This window comes from Nostoc sp. DedQUE04, assembly GCF_034530995.1.
GTDB lineage: Bacteria > Cyanobacteriota > Cyanobacteriia > Cyanobacteriales > Nostocaceae > Nostoc.
This window is the reverse complement of sequence record NZ_JAVRCA010000002.1, coordinates 159,640-183,926: the sequence shown is the minus strand read 5'-3', so window position 1 is coordinate 183,926 and position 24,287 is coordinate 159,640. Positions and strand designations below refer to the sequence as shown.

At 41.9% G+C, this 24,287-nt stretch carries 18 protein-coding genes; 9 read left to right on the top strand and 9 right to left on the bottom strand.

Annotated features, from left to right (window positions below; genetic code table 11):
- Positions 1-62: 62 nt before the first annotated feature.
- Together RM049_RS02195 and RM049_RS02190 are read left to right on the top strand one after the other, a co-directional pair.
- On the top strand, positions 63-1,487 hold the full coding sequence (locus RM049_RS02195) for an efflux RND transporter periplasmic adaptor subunit (RefSeq protein WP_322703001.1): 1,425 nt from the start codon (positions 63-65) through the stop codon (positions 1,485-1,487).
- 161 nt (positions 1,488-1,648) lie between these two features.
- A complete protein-coding gene (locus tag RM049_RS02190; RefSeq protein WP_322703053.1) occupies positions 1,649-2,695 on the top strand; it encodes a zinc-dependent dehydrogenase in 1,047 nt (348 codons plus the stop codon).
- Positions 2,696-2,736: 41 nt separating this feature from the next.
- Here the strand turns inward: RM049_RS02190 and RM049_RS02185 are convergent, their stop codons facing one another.
- A complete protein-coding gene (locus RM049_RS02185; RefSeq protein ID WP_322703000.1) occupies positions 2,737-3,039 on the bottom strand; it encodes a hypothetical protein in 303 nt (100 codons plus the stop codon).
- A 36-nt stretch (positions 3,040-3,075) separates the two neighbouring features.
- On the opposite strand from RM049_RS02185, the gene RM049_RS02180 reads away from it, so the two are divergent.
- The 4 genes from RM049_RS02180 (at position 3,076) to RM049_RS02165 (ending at position 10,593) form a co-directional block, all read left to right on the top strand.
- The gene (locus RM049_RS02180) at positions 3,076-4,377 is read left to right on the top strand and encodes an inorganic phosphate transporter (RefSeq protein ID WP_322702999.1); all 1,302 of its coding nucleotides are present in this window, start codon (positions 3,076-3,078) and stop codon (positions 4,375-4,377) included.
- 799 nt (positions 4,378-5,176) lie between these two features.
- On the top strand, positions 5,177-7,498 hold the full coding sequence (locus RM049_RS02175) for an EamA family transporter (RefSeq protein WP_322702998.1): 2,322 nt from the start codon (positions 5,177-5,179) through the stop codon (positions 7,496-7,498).
- Positions 7,499-9,422: 1,924 nt separating this feature from the next.
- Complete coding sequence (gene hetR, locus RM049_RS02170; protein WP_094349731.1) at positions 9,423-10,322, top strand: heterocyst differentiation master regulator HetR; 900 nt, start codon at positions 9,423-9,425, stop codon at positions 10,320-10,322.
- Positions 10,323-10,434: 112 nt separating this feature from the next.
- Complete coding sequence (locus RM049_RS02165; protein ID WP_322702997.1) at positions 10,435-10,593, top strand: hypothetical protein; 159 nt, start codon at positions 10,435-10,437, stop codon at positions 10,591-10,593.
- Between the two features lie 525 nt (positions 10,594-11,118).
- Here RM049_RS02165 and RM049_RS02160 read toward each other — a convergent pair.
- Positions 11,119-11,808, bottom strand: coding sequence for a hypothetical protein (locus tag RM049_RS02160; protein ID WP_416212606.1), 690 nt, complete (start codon positions 11,806-11,808; stop codon positions 11,119-11,121).
- A gap of 619 nt (positions 11,809-12,427) precedes the next feature.
- Here RM049_RS02160 and rpsD point away from each other — a divergent pair.
- Positions 12,428-13,036: a 30S ribosomal protein S4 gene (gene rpsD, locus RM049_RS02155; protein ID WP_069071263.1), complete on the top strand. Its 609-nt coding sequence runs from the start codon at positions 12,428-12,430 to the stop codon at positions 13,034-13,036.
- 231 nt (positions 13,037-13,267) lie between these two features.
- On the opposite strand, the gene moaA is transcribed toward rpsD, so the two are convergent.
- Positions 13,268-14,254, bottom strand: coding sequence for a GTP 3',8-cyclase MoaA (moaA, locus tag RM049_RS02150; protein WP_322702996.1), 987 nt, complete (start codon positions 14,252-14,254; stop codon positions 13,268-13,270).
- A gap of 280 nt (positions 14,255-14,534) precedes the next feature.
- Between moaA and RM049_RS02145 the strand changes: the two genes are divergently transcribed.
- The gene (locus RM049_RS02145) at positions 14,535-15,566 is read left to right on the top strand and encodes a hypothetical protein (protein WP_322674727.1); all 1,032 of its coding nucleotides are present in this window, start codon (positions 14,535-14,537) and stop codon (positions 15,564-15,566) included.
- Positions 15,567-15,621: 55 nt separating this feature from the next.
- Here RM049_RS02145 and RM049_RS02140 read toward each other — a convergent pair whose 3' ends face one another.
- Positions 15,622-18,021, bottom strand: coding sequence for a filamentous hemagglutinin N-terminal domain-containing protein (locus tag RM049_RS02140; protein ID WP_322702995.1), 2,400 nt, complete (start codon positions 18,019-18,021; stop codon positions 15,622-15,624).
- A gap of 214 nt (positions 18,022-18,235) precedes the next feature.
- A complete protein-coding gene (locus RM049_RS02135) occupies positions 18,236-18,571 on the bottom strand; it encodes a hypothetical protein (protein ID WP_322702994.1) in 336 nt (111 codons plus the stop codon).
- A 442-nt stretch (positions 18,572-19,013) separates the two neighbouring features.
- On the opposite strand from RM049_RS02135, the gene RM049_RS02130 reads away from it, so the two are divergent.
- Positions 19,014-19,166: a hypothetical protein gene (locus RM049_RS02130; RefSeq protein WP_322702993.1), complete on the top strand. Its 153-nt coding sequence runs from the start codon at positions 19,014-19,016 to the stop codon at positions 19,164-19,166.
- A gap of 81 nt (positions 19,167-19,247) precedes the next feature.
- Here RM049_RS02130 and RM049_RS02125 read toward each other — a convergent pair whose 3' ends face one another.
- From RM049_RS02125 to RM049_RS02110, 4 genes are all read right to left on the bottom strand, one after another.
- Positions 19,248-19,694, bottom strand: coding sequence for a hypothetical protein (locus tag RM049_RS02125; RefSeq protein ID WP_322702992.1), 447 nt, complete (start codon positions 19,692-19,694; stop codon positions 19,248-19,250).
- Positions 19,695-20,168: 474 nt separating this feature from the next.
- A complete protein-coding gene (locus RM049_RS02120; RefSeq protein WP_322702991.1) occupies positions 20,169-22,631 on the bottom strand; it encodes a filamentous hemagglutinin N-terminal domain-containing protein in 2,463 nt (820 codons plus the stop codon).
- A 168-nt stretch (positions 22,632-22,799) separates the two neighbouring features.
- A complete protein-coding gene (locus RM049_RS02115) occupies positions 22,800-23,126 on the bottom strand; it encodes a hypothetical protein (RefSeq protein ID WP_322702990.1) in 327 nt (108 codons plus the stop codon).
- Positions 23,127-23,328: 202 nt separating this feature from the next.
- Positions 23,329-24,156 carry a carbohydrate ABC transporter permease gene (locus tag RM049_RS02110; protein ID WP_322684503.1) on the bottom strand — a complete coding sequence of 276 codons (828 nt, stop codon included), beginning with the start codon at positions 24,154-24,156 and terminating at the stop codon, positions 23,329-23,331.
- Positions 24,157-24,287: the final 131 nt, after the last annotated feature.

Genomic DNA, 24,287 nt, shown 5'->3' with positions numbered 1-24,287 from the left:
TAAGAAGTTGGGGATCTTAAAGAATTTCGATAAACCAACAAATTAAATAGAAATTATCTAATATGAATACTCAAGAAAATACCCAAGTTGATAATTCTGATATAGCAGCAATGACTAAAAAAAGTCGCTTCACTTTTATCACCATTATTGCTACGACTACTTTTGTTGTTACTGGACTTTTAGCACTTGGTATTATACCTCGGTTACAACAGCAATCAGAATTAAATGCTTTCGCTAAATCTACAACAAAAAAAATCTCTTCGGTTAATGTAGTTAAACCAAAAGTTGCTGCTAATTTCACCGAATTAGTTCTACCTAGCAGCATTCAAGCAAGCCAAGAAACCACGATTTATGCCCGTACCAGTGGGTATTTACAAAAAAAATTAGTGGATATTGGCGAACGTGTAAATAAGGGGCAGCTACTAGCTATAATTGATGCCCCGGAAACTGACCAAGATGTACAGCAAGCTCGTGCAGAATTGGCGAAGTCTGAGGCTAATCTCGCTCAAGTTCAGGCAGATTTAGCACAAAAGCAAAGTAATCTTTCTCAAACAAAAGCTAACTTAAAGGCTAGACAGGCGGAATTAGCCGAAGCACGTACTAACCTAGAACTAGCACGTCAAACTTGGCAACGTTGGCAATTACTTCAAAAGCAAGGAGCCGTGACTACACAAGCTGCCGATGAACGTCAAACTGCTTTTAATGCAAGTCGAGCTAATGTAGATACTTTAATTGCTCGCGTTAATTCAGACCAAGAAAGTGTAAATACTGCTCTTGCAGCTATTAATTCCCAAAAGGCTAACATTAATGCGTTTATCGCAAGTAGGAGTGTTAGTAAATCAGATTTACAACGGATAACTGCTTTACAAACATTCAAACAAATTGTTGCCCCTTTTGCGGGTGTAATTACTGCTCGCAACATTGATTCAGGAGCTTTAATTTCTGCGGGTAGCAATAATAATAGTGGAAATTCCTGGTTATTTAAGATTGCTCAGACAAAGAATTTACGTATCCGAATTAATGTTCCCCAGGCTTTTGTGCAATCAATTCACCCTGGACAAACTGCGCTTGTTCGTGTTCGTGAGCTACCGAAAAAATCTTTTTCTGGTAAAGTTATTCGGACTGCTGATGTCTTGGATGCTACTTCTAATACCCTTTTAACTGAAATTGAAGTACAGAATTCAGAGAATCTTTTGCGTCCTGGGATGTATGCTGAAGTCACTTTTAAGACTGAACGTGCCAATCCACCTTTATTAGTACCAGCTAATACCTTAGTGATTAATGCAGATGGTATACAAGTAGCCACTGTGACGAAGGAAAAGAAAGTTAAGTACCAGAAAGTAGAGCTTGGAAGAGATTATGGTACTGAAGTTGAAGTTGTTTCTGGTTTAAGCCCTAATGTTAGGTTAATTACTAATCCTACGGATGCTCTTCAAGATGGGAAATCGGTTCAGGTACTTGCATCTAAGCATAAGACTAAGAATTGAATTTTGAATTTGGAGCGTACCCTCTCTCTACGGGACGTTCTGCGAATGGGGAAGCAAGCGAAGTGACTGGGGTTACAACAAAGTAAAGTTAACCGATAATAAATAGCTTAACGTTGACCACTAATGCTACATCTAGTATGGTTGAGCGGGGAAAAACCAACGTGAAAGCACAGGTATTTAGAGGCGTTAATCAACTGTCTTACGAAGATATCCCAGTTCCAACTGTGGAACCAGATGAAGTGCTGGTACAGGTGCGGGTTGTGGGATTGTGTCAGTCAGATATTAAAAAAATTCGTTATCCACTTTATGAACCGCCGCGCATTTTTGGACATGAAACCGCCGGCACGATCGCAGCAATAGGCAATAATGTCAAAGGTTGGCAAGTTGGACAACGGGTAGCAGTGATGCACCACATCCCTTGTATGCGTTGCGCCTACTGCCTAAATGATAATTTCTCGATGTGCGATGTTTACAAAAACATTTCCACTACCGCAGGCTTTAATGCCAGTGGTGGTGGTTTTGCCGATTATGTCAAGGTTCCTAGACATATTGTGGAAAATGGTGGGTTGATTCCCATCCCGGATAACATCAGTTTTGAAGAAGCGAGTTTTGTAGAACCAACTAACTGCTGTTTGAAGGCAGTGAGAAAAGCTCAAATTGCTCCGGGACAAACTGTATTAGTTACTGGTGCTGGGCCAATTGGGTTAATGTTTATCATGTTGGTGAAGTATTTCGGAGCAAAAGCGATCGCTACTGATTTACTACCCTCTAGAATTGAAAAAGCCTTGAGTGTCGGTGCAGAAGCGGCTTTTGATGCTCGCGATCCCGATTTACCCGCCAAAATCTCTGCCTTAACTGGTGGACTAGGCGTTGATGTTACACTGCTGGCGGTTCCGAGTGAAAAAGCTTTCTTTCAAGCACTTGATAGTACTCGCAAAGGCGGTAAAATCTTGTTTTTCGCCGAATTTCCTGATGAAGTGGAAATTCCGATTAATCCAAATATCCTCTACCGTCGGGAAATTGACTTGATCGGCAGTTACAGTTCATCTTACCGGCTTCAGAATTTATCAGCCGATATTGTGTTTAATCAACGAATTGATGTAAAAGCATTGATTAGTGATCGCTATCCATTAAAAGATTTATCAGCAGCCGTGGAAGTTGCGATCGCACCCACACCGGATACTTATAAAATCTTAATTTATCCGTAAAAGGAAGATTAGGGAGATAGGAGAGTGTTAAAACTAGAAGTTTAAAGTTCTGTCTGAGATTCAGCTACGAAGCTAAAAGGTTCGACGATGAAGCTCAAAGGTTCGACGATGGAGCTAAAAGGTTCAACGATGAAGCTAAAAGGTTCGACGATGAAGCTCAAAGGTTCGACGATGAAGCTAAAAGGTTCAACGACGAAGCTCAAAGGTTCGACGATGAAGCTAAAAGGTTCAACGATGAGGCTCAAAGGCTCGACGATGAAGCTCAAAGGTTCGACGATGGAGCTAAAAGGTTCAACGATGAGGCTCAAAGGTTCAAAGTTCACCCTTAAAAGCTCAAGTTTCATCCTTATCTCTCTCACTTTCCTCTTGTCCCTAACAAAATGCTTATTACCCTACTTTTCGTCGCTCTACTAGCTTTCTATGTCGCCTGGAATCTCGGAGCAAACGATGTCGCTAACGCGATGGGAACCTCTGTAGGTTCCAAAGCTGTCACCCTCAAACAAGCACTAATTATTGCTGGAGTATTAGAGTTTACGGGTGCTGTGTTGTTTGGACATGAGGTAACGGAAACTCTCGCAACAAAAATTGCCAATCCTGTCTTATTCGCAGCTACACCCCAAATATTCGTAACTGGGATGGTAACGGTATTAATATCGTGTGGTGTGTGGTTGCAAATTGCCACATCACGCGGTTTACCTGTATCGTCTTCTCATGCGGTTGTTGGTGCGATCGCTGGATTTAGTTGGGTAGCTTTGGGAGTAAATGCAATTGATTGGTCATCAATTGGCTTAATTACCATTGGCTGGATTTTAACGCCGTTAATTAGTGGTGCGATCGCCGCTTTATTTTACAGTCAAATCAAGCACTGGATTTTAGATCGACCCAATCAAGTAGTCCAGTTACAAGAATGGATTCCCTGGTTGAGTACTCTGCTGCTAAGTGTCTTCGGTGTAATTGTCTTACCATCGCTCACAGAACCGCTAACCAATTTTGTAATTGAGCAAACTGGTTTTACGATCCCTTCTCATGACATCCCGCTTTTAACGGGAGCAATCGCAGCAGTTGGACTCACAATCATTAGTTGGCGACAATTGGGAGACAAACGAACAACAGCGCAAACACAAGAGTCTACCCAATCCCCCATGCCCAATGCCCCATGCCCCATGCCCAATCCCGTAGAAAGATTATTCGGTCGATTTCAACTACTAAGTGCTTGCTTTGTAGCCTTTGCTCACGGTTCTAATGATGTGGGAAATGCGATCGCTCCTTTAGCTGCGATCGTTTACATCAATCGCACTGGTAGCGTACCTACTGATGGTATAACTATCCCCCTTTGGATTTTAATCCTTGGTGGTGCTGGTATTGTTGGTGGTTTAGCTGTCTGGGGAAAAAAAGTCATTGCTACCATTGGCGAAAACATCATTGCCTTGCAACCCAGTAGTGGATTTTGTGCCGAGCTGGCAACTGCTACCACCATCCTCATCGCCTCCCGACTAGGTTTACCAGTCTCCACTTCCCACGCTCTCGTCGGCGGTGTCGTTGGTATTGGACTAGTGCAAAATCTCAAGTCGATTAAGTTTCAAACATTAAAAGGTATTGCTGCCGCATGGCTAATTACAATCCCCGTGAGTGCTGCCCTTAGCGCTGCCATTTTCAGCATTGCCCAGATTTTATTCTTCTAAGAATTATTAATATTTTCCAAACTTTTCCTTTACTGGAATTTACTCAAAGAAAAACCCAGACTGCAACAACGCCAAAAAAAGTGTGCTTTTGCAGAATTGCTGCTCATTCATTAGAATGTTGTGCAGGGGATAACGTAACTTAGAATTTCCACAGAAGGATACTTTAATCCCCATTTAGAGATATAAACTGTCACACCAGTTACATTCCACACAAATTTACAGTTAGTTTCGCAAGTCAGACAATTTGGTGGGGATATCTAGCGACGAGTTGCCTACGCACACGCATCTGTGAATCTTTGACAATTATTATTGGCAGCAAAACAATAAATATTTATTTGGAGTGAGATTTCTTTAAAAGTAAAATTTCATTGGCAAATAATTTATGAAAATTAAACTGACCAAAAATAAAAAAGTCTTTATTTAAGCGACTTCCAGGCGTGGCGATCGATCGAAAATCCTTTCGGGTTGGGCAATCCCCTAGACTCTCTAGCGTCGCTAACTATGGGAATCGCCATCGCTCTTAGCGTCTCCCCTTGGGAGAAGACGGGTGCTACCTCATCAAAATTCCAAATCTAATGGTTAAATACTTATCAATGTTGAAGAGAACACGGTGTAGTAAGCTGTATTGCATACTTAGGATGCTTTGCTAACTTGTGTTCAGTATGACAGAATTACGTTGAAATGCGGAAGTGCTGTTAAAATTTTTAATTTATCTGACAAAATACAGGAAATTAGGATGACCGCCAATAAAGTGTACGGGAAGCAGCTTTATCGTCAAAGTGTTAGAGGTTAGAAGCTAATGGGGCGATTCGAGAAGCAACCAGAAAACCCAAGAGTCAGAGGGGAGCTATCTAGAGCAGCAGAAAATGCTCTTTGGGCTGTAGTTGAAGACTTAGAAAATCTTCAGCAGAATGTCCTCAGAGGCTTGCAGGAAGACGTAAAGCGGCTTCAGTCAGAAAAAAATCGGTTATCTGATGAGATTCAAAGCTTGGTAGAGGAAAAAGAGCATTTACAACAAGTGCGCCAAATCACCGAGCAGCAAGCGTTAATTCGGCAACTGGCAGAAGTTCTGGCAAAGCATATATCTTCACAACTGCAATCCTCTCTGGCAACTTTAGCTAATCAAAGCATAGAGGGCAAATCTTACGAACAAGCCGCGCTCAAGTCTGCTGAAGTGAGCAGCAATGTAGTCGGTGAAATCAATGAAAAAGTCGAACATATGTTTGACAGTCTCGATGACACCGTTACTGTTACCTTTAATTCCTTACAACAGGAGCTGAAGAACTATCAAAGTAATCTTTCCCAACAGTTGTCACGGATGTATAGCCAGCAGCAGCAAGGGGAAACGATTTTGGCGGAGTTTGTTAACCGCCTGCATGGAGAACTAGAAAAAACTATAGAAGAAACTTTACGTAAATCAGCAACAGCAGGTATACCTACTGTTTTGCAGTTTACAGAGCCACAAAAAAACAGTTCTGTTGAAACATCCTTACCAGAGTTTGAGCAAGTAGTAAGAAATTCCCTTGAGCCAATTTCACCGATTTCCAATCAATTTTCACCAAGAGAAACAACATTAAAACCGCCGACTGTTAGAGAAAACACCACAAATCCAATTTCTTCTCCCAGCAAGGATGTATCGGTAAGGGAAATAACATCAGAGCCACCAATTGTTAAAGAAAACGTCGCGAATCCAATTTCTTCTCCCAGCAAGGATTTGTCGCCAAAAGAAACAACATTAGAGCCGCCGATTATTAAAGAAAACGTCGCGAATCCAAGCCAGGATTTGTCGGTAAGAGAAACGCCATCAGAATCTACTGCGGCTGTAGTTCCGCCACCAAAGGATAATGCCACCGAGCCAATTTCTGTCCTTAATCAGGAATCGCCGGAAAACGAAACTAAATCAGAGCCTTCGATCGCATCTGTGCTACAGCCAAGAATAATCCGACCTTCTCTGAAGATTCCTACTGAACCACTTTCTGTCCGCCGTAAAAACGTATCGCAAAGCACAGCTGAATCCTCATCGACCACTGCGCCAGAACCGCGGGTAGAAGCAAAACCCCCACAATCGCGATCGCCTAATTCTTCTAGCTCATCGACACTCAAAATCGGTTTGTTTTTGATCGTCTTATCGGCAGTGGTATCGTCGCTTTACAACGTAGCCATCAAGGTGATTTTCCACGAAGGTTCCCAGATTTTTGGAGTATTAGAGGTAGAGCAATTGCTACCGCCGACTTTGGGCAATACTCTGTTAATTTTGACGCTACGGTTTATGGTAGTCGTACCACTAATGGTACTTTTGTCTCCGATATTGCATCCAAGACTGTGGCAAGACTTGGAAAACTTGTCTACTTCAGTCCGAGGAAATTCCACACCTGCCAATGCCGCTACCAAGCAGATTTTGGTGTTGTCAATTGTGAGTGGCTGCTTTTTGTTTTTATCTCAGGTATTAATCTATATTGCGATCGCTCAAATCACAACTGGAATGGCGATCGCACTGTTCTTTATCTATCCAATGGTTAGCGGTCTATTCTCGTGGTTTCTGTTTCGCGATCGCCCCACTCTATTCCGCATCGCCGCGATCGCCGCAATTTGCTGCGGTGAATTGTTGGTTTTAGGAGGTTCTCCCAGCATCGGTATCGGTAATACTTCAATCGGAAGCAGCACTGCCATTCTTTCGGGTGTGGCTTTTGCTGCCTACATAATTCTGACGCGAGTCTGTGCTAGCAAACTCCATCCGGTGACTTTTACTTTAATCAACTTCACTACCATGTTGTTGTTGAGCTTTATCTGTTTGATGCTACCTTTGCCAAGCAGTTGGAATTTGGTAGTAGTTGACCCCTCGAAAATGTTGGAATTGGTTTTAAGCGCGTTTATTTTAGGCGTGCTGACCCTTGCAGGTTATTTACTCAATAATGTTGGTATTAGTAAACTAGGTGCCTCGCGATCGGCGCTCATTGGTGGTAGCATCCCAGTTTTAACCGTGATTTTCGCTGGGTTAATCATTCAAGAAAATTTGGATATTGTGCAAATTCTGGGAGTGTTATTTGTAACCTTTGGCGCGGCTGCTTTCAGCTTTGAAACAATGCGAAATCAGGTTAAACCCTCTAGTCCCACGAATTAAATGGCGAGTTCAATCAGCTTAAGAGTGATAGGAGCTACTTTACTCCCCATCACTCTCAGCATCAATCCTGACGCTAATGTGACAAACAAGATCCCCGACTTCTCAAATAAGTCGGGGATTTAAATTTTTACGAATAATTTCAGAATGCTGTATAGGTGCAGATAACACTTAATAGATCGGCAAGCAGTATTCAGAATAAATCGACTTGTAATATATTTTTAGGAATTTAGCCTGATACAGGTAGGGAAAACACGTATATGTAAGCAATATGAGTAGTACTGACTCCAGCAATTGGGCACAAGTACTTGCTCAGAGAGAAGATTCGCAAGGAGTTAAGACTATTGCAGCATATTTTGGAACTAAGAGATGGAGAAGTCGCAGAAATGCTTAGAGTACCCCGTTTTTTCAAGCCAAACCTACTTAGTTAATATTAGGCGGTCGGCCTACCTGTTTTTTCAGTATGGGAGGCAAAGTAAGTGGGCAAGAATAGACTCACTTATGTTAAGCAATGTAAATTACTTGAAATTGCCTTGTAGTGAGAGCTAAAGTCCTTGTTGTTCCATTTTATTTGTCCTTAATGAGGAAACTTCCCAGACTGCACTAAGTCACTACAAATCTTTAATTATTCACACCCACTTACTAATTTTGTTTCGTAAGATGGTATCTTGATTTCTGTTGTTTTATACAAGTCAACTTAATCTGCGTAGGCGTAGCCCACCGTAGGTATCGCCAAAACACCCAGAAAAAGAAGCTTTTATCGTACCTTACTACGGATTATCACTCTTTTCTCGCAACCAACTATCTACGTAATTTAAGCCTCTGAAATATATAAAATAGCGAGGTAAAACATACTTAAAAGTAGCCAATAAATTAGTTAAATCATGAAAATTTAAAATTCTTTCATGAAAGAAATATAAATTTATGGCAAAAAACTTTTTAAACAATCATCGGATAGAACCCAAGATGTTTTATTATATGTATGGCTATTAACTAATTTTTCGGTTATTAGCACGAGCAGCAAAGCCTTATAGATACGCGATTTAATTGGGAATAATCGCGGTTTTTTGTGTCCAATCATCATATAGAAAATAATAAATAAAACTGGGATTTAGGCTAGATATAAAATATCATCAAACCTTGATTTAAGCAGAATATAAAATATTTAAATAGTCATCATTTATAAACTTTAAAATGCATAATTTTATTTCAAAACCAAAAAATAGTGATATGATGAGGAACAATATTTGAAAAACAACAGGTATTTTGAAATTGGAATTATTTGCTCTACTTGATGTCTATTATTTTCCCTCAAGCCAACGGCTGATACTGCCGAGACATCACTGGAGGTTGTGAACGGAATGATAGTTTACAACGGGCTGTATAGCTCAACCTCTAAATTTGGCTACACCTGGTAAACGATTTGTTTTGAGACAATTCCCAATTATTTCTAGTCAATTGTGTACTACAAATAACTCGCCAAAGTTGCAAAAAAGCATCTTTTTCTAGTAACAGATATCCCAGATTAACTGCGTAAACTAGTTTTTATTCTGAGTCAGCATAGCGCCATCATTCGGTGTATGCAGCTTGACGTTGTTGCTCTTGAAAGATGAAAAAAACCAGAAAACTGAAAGGCTTTGGAGATTAATTGCAGCATAGTTGAGTGTTGGGACATAAAGCACTGTTAAGCTAGATTTGATGGTGTCTCTAATTTTCCGGTTAGATGCTCCAGACAGTTATAGTCACAACTACTAACTCTGCTTTTTTAGCAGGAAATATGCGAAAACGGTAGTTTGCGCTACCACCGATATCATCGTTATCGCATACTAATATAGTTTGAAGTAAAGACAGCCTTCAGCCAGGTGTATACTACCTAATTCTCTCTCGATTAAAAATTTTGTAAACGTGCTATTCAATTGTCTGTAATATGAGTAACGACATAGATCTGATCAAACGTCTTGACCCCAGTGCGATGGATCAGATCATGCTTTATCTGGCTTTTAGTGCCATGCGGACGAGTGGGCACAGGCATGGGGCATTTTTAGACGCAGCCGCAACAGCAGCAAAGTGTGCAATTTACATGACCTATCTAGAGCAGGGACAAAACCTGCGCATGACAGGGCATTTGCATCACTTGGAGCCAAAACGAGTAAAAATTATTGTAGAAGAAGTCAGGCAGGCACTAACAGAAGGCAAACTGTTAAAAATGCTGGGTTCTCAAGAACCTCGCTATTTAATTCAATTGCCTTATGTCTGGCTAGAAAAATATCCTTGGCAACCGGGGCGATCGCGTGTTCCTGGTACTAATCTGACAAGTGAAGAAAAAAGACAAATTGAGCAGAAACTGCCCAGTAATTTACCTGATGCTCAGTTAGTTAGCTCCTTTGAATTTCTGGATTTGATCGAGTTTTTACACAAGCGATCGCAAGAAGACTTGCCACCAGAACACCAAATGCCTTTGAGTGAAGCTTTGGGCGAACATATTAAGCGCCGTCTGCTTTACTCAGGAACGGTAACACGGATTGATTCTCCTTGGGGAATGCCCTTCTACGCGCTTACCCGTCTTTCTTATACCCCAACAGACGATGAAGAACGTACACACATCACCGTGGAAGATACTGCTCGGTATTTCCGCATGATGAAAAATTGGGCAGAACGGCGACGAAATGCCATGCGCTTGCTGGAAGAACTTGACATCCTCCCAGAAAAAATGGATCAGGCTATGGAAGAATTGGATGAAGTTATCCGTGCCTGGGCAGACAAATATCATCAAGACGGTGGTATTGCAGTGGTTTTACAGACAGCTTTTGGTGAAAGAGAAGACTAGTACAACTAAGTGTACAAATTGTGCAAAATCCTAAATTCCCAAAGCTGAAAAACTGACGTGAGTTCAACTAACCTCTCTCCAACTCCTCTTTGCGTTGGAGAGGAGAATTATAATGTTTTTCATTTATTTCAATGAAATGCTTACCTGGTCAGCGGACACTTTGGGAACAGTGCTAGGTATCGTATGCCCACAAGTGGCAGAAGTGCTACGGAAGTTTGTCCTAGCTAATAGAACGTTTGACGAAAGTTGCATTAGCGTACAATCCGCCTAAAAGTTCGCATGATATCTTTGTAGTCTAGATAATACCAGATGTTGACATCATTGAGAAGGGCAAAAGGACAGCTTTTTTGGGCAAGGTAGAGAAACTTCTGCAACCTTTTGATGATCATATAAAGACCAAAGTAAGAAATATAGTAACTAATGTAAATATTACTGTCATTGCCTAACCAAAGCTATACAGTCAGCAAAGGTAAATTAAGGTGAGTTCGACAAGCCCTTTTTTGACCTCTCCCCCAACCCCTCTTGGACACCCAGAGAAGAGCCAAAACCCTAATTTCTCGTTGCTCCTCCCTTTCCCCGTGCGAGAGGGAGATTGTCCGGGAGAGGTTCATCGAACTCACGTTAAATTATCCAGTCAGGTTGAAGCATTGTAAATATATAAGGTTGGGTTTCGCTGTTGCTCAACCCAACCTACAAATTAAAATCGGATAATTTATTTTTTGGTAGTCCCTGAATCAGGGTGGCAAATAGCCACTCTAAATTCAACCTGTATATCAATTACACAAAGCACTGTAATCTAATTAGTGCCCGGTTGGGTTGGAATAACTGGTTGAGTTGGAATAACTGGTTGAGTTGGAACAATCGGTTGCGTTGGAACAACCGGTTGAGTTGGAAATGGGGTAGTTTCTAAACTTGGACTTGAACCCGCAGGAATTATTGTTGGCGGTGTAGACGAAGATGAAGCACCGATAACACTATCATCAGCACTGATGCAAGTATCTAGCGCTTGAGTAGCGGGAAAGTCGATTTGGCTACGCAAGCCAACCACACACTGGCCAAAGCGCACGGGTAACAAACTGCGTCCACAATAATCTAAAACTGTTGGATTAGCTTCTTCTTTAGTACTTAAGCTGACCCCAACTACACAGGTTGCTAACTCTTCAGGACGCCGGGCCTTTCCACAAGAATAAAGCGCATCTGTTGCAGCAATTTGGGTTTCCTTATCAATTTTCACCACGCAAGCAGCCAAATCTCTTGGACGCAATGCTGCTGCACAACCTTCTGATGCCGCTTCTGCCCTTACACCCACACTCAGGAGGCGACCCGCACAGACACTATAATCATTCCTGTAGGAGGCAGCGACAGCCACATTAGGCAAGATTGTTAAACATCCAGCTATAGCCAAAACTGGTAATGTTAAAATCCTGGAGGTGGAACTGCCTTGTTTGTTCTTAACTCTGCTAACCACTTTTTTGCTCATTGACATTGCCATTCTCCAAACACCCAAAGTTATGCTAACTCAAATATCTTAAAAATCCTCTGTAATCTAAGAATTTCAGAGGTAGTAAGCTGTTACGCAAAAAGAAAAGCACATCAACTGGTGTTCGCGCAGCATCTCCTTCAGGAGAAGTTGTCCTAAGTCAATTGTCCTTAGTAAACACTAATGACTAATGACTAATGACGGTCTACACGGAGTTTGTGCAATATGTAGGCGCGTTAGCTTCAAGTATAGACATAATTAATTATGTCGGAAATTGTGTTAATATAGCTGTTTGAAAGATAAGTAGGCAACGTAAAAAGTATTTCAGAGTAAGAATACTGCGTAAACCAATCTGATGATTGAGTAGCCTACGAAACTAAATAAACACAAAAAACTTATTGGCAGGAGTACGGCGTGACAGGTCGGAATTCAGGCTTGGAGGCTAGTTTGTCGGGTTTACCGATTAAAAGCAACTGGCGCAAAAATCGATGCGTCTACCTTGGTGAGATACGTCTTACCTCGGTAAGCAGCTTCAAAAAACCAAGAATCCCCTGATTAAAAATTAGGGGAATGTCAAAATTGAATGTTTCGGTAAAGTTTAAACAGGATTAGATTAAGGAAACTCATGTCCCGATATAGAGGGCCCCGCCTCAGAATTGTCCGCCGCTTGGGCGACTTACCAGGATTAACTCGTAAAAGTGCCAGACGCGCTTACCCACCTGGGCAGCATGGCCAGAATCGCAAGAAGCGCTCTGAGTATGCTATCCGTCTAGAGGAAAAGCAAAAGCTCCGCTTCAACTACGGTTTGACTGAAAAGCAATTGCTCCGCTATGTGCGGAAAGCCAGACGTGTTACTGGTTCTACCGGACAAGTGCTGCTGCAATTGCTGGAAATGCGCTTGGATAATACCGTTTTCCGCTTGGGTATAGCCCCGACTATCCCAGCAGCTCGTCAACTGGTAAATCACGGTCACGTAACTGTTAACGGTCGTGTGGTGAATATTGCCAGCTACCAATGCCGTCCTGGGGAAACAATTGCAGTCAGAGATCGGGCACAATCCCGGAAGTTGGTGGAAGCGAACTTGCAATATCCCGGTTTGGCTAACCTTCCCAGCCATTTGGAATTTGACAAAAATAAGTTGGTTGGTAAAGTCAACAGCGTTATTGAGCGCGAATGGGTGGCACTACAAGTTAATGAACTACTTGTGGTGGAATACTACTCACGACAAGCTTAAACAGTTGGGAGTTAGGAGTTATGAGTTAGGAGTTGCAAGACGATAATTCCTAACTCCTCACTTTTAACTCCTAACTTTTTTCATCCGCCAATTTGCGACATGGTTATGAATTATGAGTTATGAGTTATAAGTTATGAGTTATGAGTTATGAGTTATGAGTTGAAGAAACTTATTTATTCAAAACTTTTAACTTCTAACTCCTAACTCCTCACTTTTAACTCCTAACTTCTTTCATCCGCCAATTTGCGACATGGTGCGGGTATATGCACCTGAAATGCCAGAATCGCGCCCTTTAAAGTTAATTTCTGGTTTGATTCCGAGTAAATGTCTCACCTGCTCTTGTAATTGAGCGGTGCTGACACCAGAACGCAGGGCAGTTTTTAAATCTATTTGACCAGTTTCATTTAATAAACAGGGGCGCAGCCAGCCATCGGCACTTAGGCGCATCCGATTACAACGATCGCAAAAACATTCAGACATCTGACTAATAAATCCTAGTGTCCCCTTCGCATTGGGAATTTGAAAGACATCAGCAGGGCCAGCACCACGAACTTGAGCTTCTGTCAAGCCCCAGCGATCGCGAATACGTTCTCGTAAATCGGCTGAAGATACCCAACCGCGATCGCCAAATAAATGCACATTACCAATGGGCATAAATTCAATAAATCGAACGTGCCACTGTTTATCGATTGTCAGGGCAGCTAAATCGAGAACTTCGTGGTCATTAACCCCAGGAATCACCACCACATTCAGCTTCAGGGGGTCGAATCCGACTTGATGGGCAGCTTGAATCCCCTGCCAAACTTGTTGCCAACGAGAACGCCCCTGATTACCGATAATTTGGTCAAAAATATCGGGATCGAGAGAGTCAAGACTAATATTAATTCGTCGCAGACCAGCATTATAAAGGTTTTGTGCCATCGGAGCCAGCAAAAAACCGTTGGTCGTCATTGAGATATCTTGAGTTTGGGGTAAAGTTGCGATCGCCCTTACCAAATCCACCACACGCGGACGCAACAAGGGTTCTCCCCCAGTCAAACGAAATCGGGTAAAGCCTACTGGAATAAATACCTCTTGAATTAAGGTGAGTAGTTCTTCATCAGTCAATAACTGTTGCTTGAGAATATAATCCAGTTCTACTCCCTCTGGCATACAGTACTGACAACGAAAATTGCAGCGATCGATTAAGCTAATGCGGAGGTAGTCTACCTGGTTCATCGTTTTATTTTTATTCTCTCTGATTAATTAAAGACTTTACAAAAGTGGTTTAGGGACTTCCAAGAAATAAATTATCCAATTTCACGCCCATCAAAACGACTTTCTCTCCCCCTGCTCCCTGCCCCCTGCCCTAAAAGCGATGGGATATTTTTTTATTTGGAAGTCCCTTACCCCTTCCTACTATCTTTGTTGTAACTCAAAATACCGTACTCCCCCTTAAGTGAGAGTCCACAGATTGTGGCATAATAAGCCGATCGCATCCACTAGTTAGTCATCAATCGTGCAAGATACCGACTCCATCAACGACCTTGCTGCTGCTTTACAACAGCCAGCCGATATCAGCTTTGAACTGCCCGATCCAGAAGATGAACAGATTCTAGAGTCAGATTTTCAACAGCAGCTAGAAGTAGCTTGGCAGGTATGCGATCGCTTTGATTTGCAAACTGAAATCTGGCGGGGGCGAATTTTACGGGCGATTCGCGACAGAGAAAAAGTGGGTGGTGACGGCCGCGGTACTGGCTTTCTCCGATGGCTAAAAGAGCGAGAAATCAGTAAAAGTCAAGCATACTCTTGGATTCAACTGGCGAATAGTGCCGATACTCTGATTGAAGACGGTAAACTTGACCCCGGATCTGTGAATAACTTCAGTAAACGGGCATTTGTCGAAACCTCCAAAGCAGTCCCAGAAGTGCAACAGATGGTGAGTGAAGCTGCCCAAAAAGGCGATCGCATCACTAGGCGGGAAGTGCGTCAACTCAATGATGAATGGACAGCCATGTCCTCAGATTTATTACCCGAAGCAGTTAAAGAAAAAGCAGCAGATAACACCCTTCCCCCGCGCTACATTGCCCCTCTGGTAAAGGAAATGGAAAAACTGCCAGAATCGCATCAAAAGTTTATCCAGAAGGAAATAGCTGCTAATCCTGATGTGGATACCCTGAAACAGGTAACTAGCGAAGCGCGTAACTTGGCGAAATATCTCAAAGGTGCGGCTCAAGTTCAGGCGTTAACGCAGGAAAATGTTGATATTGAAACAGCCTTAGAAGAAGCCCAAAGAGTCGGCTGTTTGAGCATTGCTGCTGATTTGGTAAATCAAGCATCGCAAATTGAACAAACGATCGCTAAATTGTACATGACTTGGAAACGAATCGGTAATTTAGCAGATCGATTATATGTAGATACTGGTGCAAGTACACCCAACTTGCGATCGCTCCTCACTTGCTTGGAACCTCTGGGTGGTGAAATCATGGAATTACAACTTAGTGGTGCGACTGAACACACTGTACGTCTGCAAATTCAGGAGACGAATTAGGAGGTAGGCATCGCGGATGACTACAAAGTTACGAAATATCGCCATATCTCAAATTTTAATGAGCAGCGCAAGATGTAGCGGTGAGCGAGGAGTTATGGGGAGATTCAGTGGGTACTTGAGCAACCAGAACTACGTTCCCATTGGCATCTATAATCCAGCCTTGGGCTTCTACAATTTGAGTAGGTTCATTGACAGAATTAACTTTCTGTAATTTTTTTTCTGTGTTTCTCTGCGCCTGAACAACAGCTCTTTTCTGAATACCGCCAGCACGATTCTGACTCTCTGGAGGAAGGGCAATCCAATCTGCTAGTACAGCATCATCAGCTATCAATGGCTCCGTGGGATCGGCTACTACTCCTCCACGTCCAGTGGTAATAAATGAATTTCTTGCTATTTTTCCACCAGAACTACAACTAGCAACAATTTGCCGCGAAGCATCAACCAGATTTACGGGCAATTCTACTAATCCTTTACTGGGGTCAGCATCTGGTGAGTTAATTTGTACAGTGCCATTTAATGAAGGGTTTTGCTGAGAAAATGCCGTGATGTCATTCGTTTGCAGATTATTTGGGTCGATATCCTTCGGATCAAGCCTTTCTACGTCTGCACGGGTACGTGGCACAAACCCAAAGATGCTCTTAGAGGTGATTTCGATTTTACCACCAGAGCCAAAGTTGGCATTGGCGGTGATATCGCTATTTCCAAAGCGAGCAGCGACGAGGAAGCCATTAGGTGCTTTTATGGTGATATTACCACCAGTTTTATCACCCCCAGCATTAGTAGATATTTGGCTGTTGCGACGCATCAGTAATAAGTCTCGCACCTGTAGCGTAATGTTACCGCCCCGTCCTGACAGACTACTTGATGTGAACTTTCCTTGGTTGTCTAGAAGTATGGAGCTAGCAGTTACGTTTAGTGCGCCTGGTGTACCTGGGTTACTTGTATCTCCTAAGTAAATTGCATTATCTGCAACTTTAACGTTCACGTTTATTTCACCTTTATCTCGGACAATCAATTGTCCTGTGGTGATATTGATTGTCCCCGCATTTCCGTAATTTAGAGTCGAAGCACTCAAGAGACTGGGAAAACCTGTTGTCGAGGTTCCAGTTATCTCTAGCGACTCCAAGGCGTTTACAGTTATATTCCCTCCTTTTCCTTCAGGTGGTATCACCTGTGAACCTTTTACTATTCCGCTAGAGTCTGCCCTTACTATTGAACTAGACTCCGCCGTTACCCTTGCTCCTCCTTGAATACTAAACCTTTTAGTGTTGATCGTAATGTCACCCGCTTTTCCTTCACCAGCGCTTGCACTAATAAATCCAGTAATAGTATTTGGCAAGGTAATGCTGCTACCAATAAGCTCCACGGATTCAGAGGCGTTCACAATCAAATCTCCTCCATTACCCTTGTCTACCGTAGAAGTTAATACTTGAGCACCATCTTGAACACTTAATTTATTAGTGTTAATAATTAATTTACCGCTATCTCCAGCACCTATTGTCTGAGTTGTTAAGTACACATCGTTACCAATTAATTTCACGGTATTGCCTTGTACCTGGATATTACCACCGTTGCTATCTTGGTTTCCGGCATCTACTTGAGATGGAATTTCTTTACCATCAATAGTTCGCTGGATTAACTGAATTTCCTGTAAGTTCTGAGCATCTTCATACCCCAAGACCCAACCTTGGTTCGTTGGGTTCAAGCTGACCAGACTATTACCAGCAACACTTCCTAGCTCAATTCGTCCCGATTCTGCTGTTAAATTTCCGCCCTCTAGGCTTATATCACCACCTACAAGTGCCAAAGTTTTGTCTGGTTTTACCTGTAGACCAACGGGTTGCCCGAAGGTATTAGTTGTTCTATCTGGATTATTTGCTTGGGATTGATTACGGATGGTTCCTGGTATAGCTCCAAATTGTAAGCCAACTGGAACAGTTACTGTCAGTAGGGACGTGGTTTGAGGATTTGTGGCACTAAATTTAGTACCATTGACAAAGTTTAGACTACTCGCCGTACTTGCAACAAATGAACCGCTAATGTCTAGAGACGCATTGGGACCAAAAATAATCCCATTGGGATTAATCAAAAACAGGTTGGCTGTGCCATTAGCTTTAAGAATGCCATCAATATTAGAAATAGACTTGCCTGTCACCCGACTTATAATATTTTGAATATTTAGCGGATTGTTAAAGTGGGCTGTGCTGCCAGTTGGCACAGAAAACTGCTCAAAGCTGTGAAACAGGTTCGTACCGCGAATTACCCCGCCATTGATCTGGTCAGTAGGGCGGCCATTGATTAGCTGGGGTGTAACAACTGAACTTTCAGATCCTAGAGTGTCATCCTTTATAATCTCGGACAAAACATAACTCCCTGAGAAGGCGAGTATTGCAGCAATTTCTAAAGCACTAACTACCCCGAACTTCCAGTAACGACTACCTCGGCTTTTATACATTACAGAATTTGCCCCAAAAAAAATAATTTAGTAGTGAAATACTGCCAATTACTAAATAGGATGATGATATTTTCTAGCAATTTAGCAAGTCAGCGTGGAAATCAGCACTTTCATCTCCACTGCAATAGTTTTTGGCAGCATAATGACTACAATAGACTATATGAAAACAGGTAATTGGCGTTACGTTATTTCTCATAATTTATATTGTTCAAGCTTAATTGCATGGGCAGGGAATCCATTTTTTAAGATTACTTGCCCAGCAAGTACAAGTGCAGTTGGGACAATCTTGCATCGAGATATTCATATCTAAAGTTGCTAGTGAAGAATTTCGACCTTCGTTGTCTTCTTCAGGATCGCTTGATTGGAGTTTATTTAGGTCGATTCTGTACTCAAATTGAAGCACTTCTTGTCTTAAGATCCCATACTTTGATAGGATTTGGCTAAAGTTAGCGTTATTAACTATCTCACACATTTCCTGCTTAAGTTCGTCTTTTAACTGCTGTAATGTGTGATCATCTATGACTATTGACTGTAATGTTTTAGATTCCATAAATTTTGCTTTCCTTGCAGACTGGTAAATGTGTAAACTTATCTTGTGATGTACTAAATTAACGCGAGTTTGATTAGTACAGTTTGGCAACTAACGAATCAAGAATACGGAGTCTAGAGTAAATCAAAGCATTAAATTTCTAAAGCTCTTGTGAACTCCGATAATTATGAATTCAGCTTGACTAGTTATAATTACGCATGGTGTTACAAAACTTCATATATTTCTGCCGGATTTGCTTAAAGCATTCATAAATCTGGCTACTGACCGTTGACCGCTCAAGAGAATTGAGTAATTCATATCTCCTCAAGTCTCACACTCTGCTTGTGGTTTGGATAAGCCTACAGGCTTTATTAAGGCGATCGCTTGCATAAAGTCCATAGCCAATCAGCGATCGCACTCACACCTATTTGAGTAAAAAAAGCGATCGCTTGTATGAAGGTCATTGCAAAGGAGCGATGTCTACGAAGGGTTACACCAACGCACCACAGATGAGTTTAATAGAAGTGCGATCGCTTGTATGAAGGTCACTGCGAAGAAAGCGATCGCACCTGATTTGAGTAGAAGGGGCGATCGCTTATATAAAGGTAGAAGGTAATTGCAAAGAAGTGATCGCACTACACCTAAGTTTAGTAGAAGGTGCGATCACTTGTGTGAACGAAAGTGGGATGCTCCCAAATTATTTAGGGCACGGACAGTTAACAAAGTCATGTACATCATTTGACCAACAAGTGCAACCCGATAGCTGGATAGGTTTAACTGGGATTATTAGTGGTAAATAATCAGTAACTTGCTTTTTTTCATCAGTATTTATATCTGGAATTTTAGATGGGTCAATAGATGGAATTTGAGTTGGTTTGATACTGTGCTGAAAGTCAATTTTTATGATTCTATTTCTTAATAGACTATACTTTTTATCTGTTACTTTGTTAATAATGTTCTGAATATCTGCGGTGTTTTTGCAGTTACCACCTTGAATAATTTTGGTTTTTTCCTGTGCTGTAATGCCAAAATTATTAGGTAGAGTAGCATCCAGGTTAACTTTGGCAATAGCAGAGTTTCCAGATAGAATTATTGTACCACCAATTGCAATTCCGCCTTTAACCAAGCCCCAAATATTTGTCATATTTTATCTTGCACCTTTCTAAATAAATAATAGTTGCCGTATAGCAGGGAAGCTTTAGCCGTTTTAAGGAATGTACATCGAAATCGGTAATCAGTTTTTTATTTTTGTCAGAGTTTATAGAGTTTAACTTTTATACATAATTAATAAAGATTTGGCACACGAGAATGTTCTGCCTGAACGCGGAATATATATTTCATTACAATCTTTTAAATTCCTCGCTTTCCATCCCACCAGGGAATCAAATTCTGTTATTTTTTATGTGGATGTTATGATGCCAAAAGCGATACCTTCTCTACAAGATGCTACGTATAGCTTACTTAAAAGTCGAGGTACGGTGGGCTATGTCAACGCGCCGACAGCTTAGTTTAGTACAAGAGGCGATCGCTCAATCGCTCATATAAAGTTCATTGCAAATCAGCGATGTCTACGATGGGCTACGCCGACGCACCAACAAAAGTTTGAGAATCTCAATTTTTAATTAGCACCGCAAGATGTAGCGACGAGCGAAGAGTTATGAGGCGATGCAGTGGGTACTTGAGCAACCAGAACCACATTCCCATTGGCATCTAGAATCCACCCTTGGGCTTCTACAATTTGAGTAGGCTCATTGACAGAATTAACCTTCTGTGATTTTTCTTCTGTGTTTCCCTGCGCCTGAACAACGGCTCTTTTCTCAATACCGCCAGCCCGATTCTGACTCTCTGGAGGGAGCGCAATCCAATCTGCCAACACTGCATCATCAGCTATCAATGGCTCTGTGGGATCGGCTTGTATTCCTCCACGCCCAGTAGTAAAAAATGAACTTCTTCCTATTTTTCCACCAGAACTACAACCAGCAGCAATTTGCTGCGAAGCATCAACCAGATTTACAGGTAGTTCCACTAATCCTTTACTGGGGTCAGCATCCGGTGAGTTGATTTGTACAGTGCCACTTAATGAAGGGTTTTGCTGAGAAAATGCAGTGATATCACTTGTTGGTATATTATTCGGATTTATATCTTTTGGATCGAGCCTCTCCACCTCTGCACGGGTGCGTGACACAAACCCAAAGATATTCTTAGCAGCGATCGCAATTTTACCACCAGAACCAAAGTTGGCGTTGGCAGTAATATCGCTATTTCCGAAGGGAGTCGCGACGAGAAAGCCATTAAGTGAATTGATGGTGATATTACCGCCAGTTTTATCACCTCCGGCATTAGTAGAGATTTGACTGTTGCGACGCATCAGTAACAAGTCCCGCACCTGTACCCCAATATCACCGCCCTTACCTGACTCACTATTAGATGTGAGTTTTCCTTTATCCAGCAGGATGGAACGAGCGCTTATATTGAGTTCGCCTGCTAGACCGAAATTGGATACACCCCCTTGATAGTTAACATTGTTTCGAGCTTCACTGCTCACAGTTATTGCCGCCCCATCTTTGATAACCAATTGCCCTGTAGTTAAGGTCAAGTTGCCGCCATTTCCAGGCCCTTGAGTGCCAGCAAACAAGCTACTGAGCCTAGAACCATTTGCTGAGGTTCCGATTAATTCTACGGACTGGGAGGCGTTCACTGTCAAATCTCCTCCATTTCCGGTAGCTGGTATAAATTGGTTAGAAAAACGCCCAAGTACACCCTCAGAACTTGTTGATATTGCTGCCCCTCCCTCGATACGTAACTTTCCAGTATTAACTATTATGCTGCCAGCATTTTGAGCGCCATAAGTTGCACTAAATAATCCACTGGATATTAAATCACTACCATCTGGCAAAGGAGAAATGGGGATACCTGCAATTAGTTCTACGGAATCTGAGGCGTTGATGGTCAATTGTCCGGCCAATCCCGAACCAACATTGAACATTAAGACTTGCGCTCCATCTTTGGCAATCAACTTTCTGGTAGTAATATTTATATTCCCAGAGTTTCCAGTGTCGAAAGTTCCAGTAGACAAGAACGTATTTAGTCCAAGTTCTACAGACTCGGAAGCGTTCACTGTTAAATTTCCTCCTGGTTGCGCTCCCAGGGTAAAAGCCAAAATTTGTGAACCGTCAGTTACCAGTACTCGTTGTCCTTGCAAGTGGATATTACCGCCACCTTTGCCACTGGTATCTACAGTAGATGGAATCTCACTTTGCTGGGTGAGTTCGATGTTCTGAAAATTTTGAACACCTTCATATCCTAGCGCCCAACTTTGATTCGTTGAATTAAGACTGACCAAACTATTGCCAGCAACGCTTCCTAACTCAATTCTTCCCCCACTTGCCGTTAAATTCCCGCCCTCTAGCGTTAGATCGCCGCCTATAAGTGCTAGGGTTTTGCCTTGCTGCACCTGTAGACCAACACCTTGTCCGAAGGTATTAATTGCATTATTGGGACTTGCTTGGGATTGATTGCGGATAGGTCGAGGATTTGTTCCGAATTGTAAACCTATAGGAACACTTTCTGTGAGTAGAGGTGCAGTTTGAGGTGATGTAGCACTAAAGTTTGTACCATCAGCAAAGTTCAAACTACTCGCCGTACTAGCCACAAATGAACCGCCAATATTTAAAGAAGCATTAGGCCCAAAAACGATGCCGTTAGGATTAATCAGAAATACGTTGGCTGTGCCGTTAGCTTTGAGAATGCCATCTATATTAGAAACAGAATTGCCTGTCACCCGACTGATGATGTTCTGAATATTGATTGCATTGTTAAAATGGGCTGTCCTTCCCGCAGAGATAGAAAATTTTTCAAAGCTGTGGAGCAAGTTTGTACCACGAACTGCTCCACCATCGATCTGGTCTATAGGCTGACCATCGATTAGCTTTGGTGTAATGATTGAACTTTCAGATCCAAGTGTGGCATCTTTTTGAATTTGAGCTAGAGCAAAACTCTCAGCAAAAGTGAGCACTCTAGCAATTACTAAAGTACTCACTATTCCTAACTTCCAGTGGCAACTGCTTCGATTTTGAGACATGAAAAACTGGCGCTCAAAACATCAGAGTTTATTAAAATACTGCTTTTTGCTAAGTAGTGATGTTAGTACGCTGATGTTATCTTTGTAGCCTAGCTACTACATAAAAGCAAAGTTTAGTATTTTTACATTCACTAGAATAAACTCTTTGCAGTCCGAAGATAAAATTATTTAGCAGTTACAGCCTAAAGGGCTACCAGTTGATGGACAAGGGATACACAATGCTTTTTTGACTAACACAATTTCTGGTATTGAAGGTCTTGAAGTTTCTGCCAATAATGTATTGGGTTGCTGTTCATCAAGTGCATCATCAGATTGGAGTTGATTGGGATCGAGATTACACTGCCAATGAATTCTCAAGACTCTATATTCTAATAAGCCGTACTTTTCAAGCACTGAATGTAAGTCAGCGTTTTCTAGGCTTTCATTCATTTTCTGCTGAATTTCTTCTTGTAACTGCTGTAATATTTGAGGATCTATGACTTGTTGAGAACTCATGAGTGTTTTCGTTCCTGACGGGAGGTGTATAATTATTGCTTCAGTTTAGTTAGCAATGATTACGCTCAGTGTCATAAAAGTTCATAATTTTCCTGCGGGATTTTCTTTGCAGCTATTTTTAACTAATACCAATTCAAATTATTTCTTGTCGAGTGGGCATCTCTAGTAACTAAAATCGGGCTTCCACTTACCGCCTTCCCCACTAATTCTTAATCCCTGTCGCCGCAATACCCTGAAGAAATTGACGCTGACCGATGAGAAATAATACCATCACTGGAATTGTGGCTATTGTTACTGCTGCCATCATCAAGGGCCAATTATTCGTAAATTGCTCCTGAAACTCAGCCAATGCTAGTTGCACTGTGCTTAATTCTGGTCTTGTCGTAAATACTAGAGGCTTAAATAAATCATTCCACTCACCGATGAAGGTGAACAAAAACAGCGTTAGCAAGGCCGGACGGGCTAAAGGTAACATCACCCGCCACAAAATTTGCAGTCGGTTCGCCCCATCTATCGCTGCGGCTTCCTCTAACTCTACAGGAATTGTCTGGAAATACTGACGTAATAAGAAAATCCCATATCCGCTAACCGCAGTGGGTAAAATCAGCGCCCAGTATGTATTTATCAGGTGTCCCCACTTCAACACCAAAAAGATGGGAATCACCAATAACTGAAAGGGAATCACTAAAGTTGCTAAAACGACTAATAACAGTGCTTGGCGTCCCCGAAACTTCAACCGTGCTAGGGCGTAACCAGCTAAAGCAGAAGTGACAATCTGAAACGCCGTCACAGCGATCGCTACCAAGGTAGAATTAGCAAACGCCAGCAAAAATTTTCCTTGTTGCCACGCAACGCGGTAATTTGCTAAAGACCAGTTATTTTTGAACAAATTTTCTGGGCTGGCGGATGTCGGTGCAAAGGAGGTGAGAAAGACCACAAACAATGGTAGTAAAACGATAAATGCCCCTAGCAGTAAGATTACTAGGCTCAAAAAATCGCTAGATTTCAGATTCGGGTTTGATTTGAACATAAACTTAAACTGCAAAGCATTTATTTCGCTAGTACTAGAACATTGCCCCCAGCAACAATTAATCTATAAACATAGTCTACTTGTTAAGTTAAATTAAACCACAGTAATTGTTACTCTTAGTTCATAGGGAA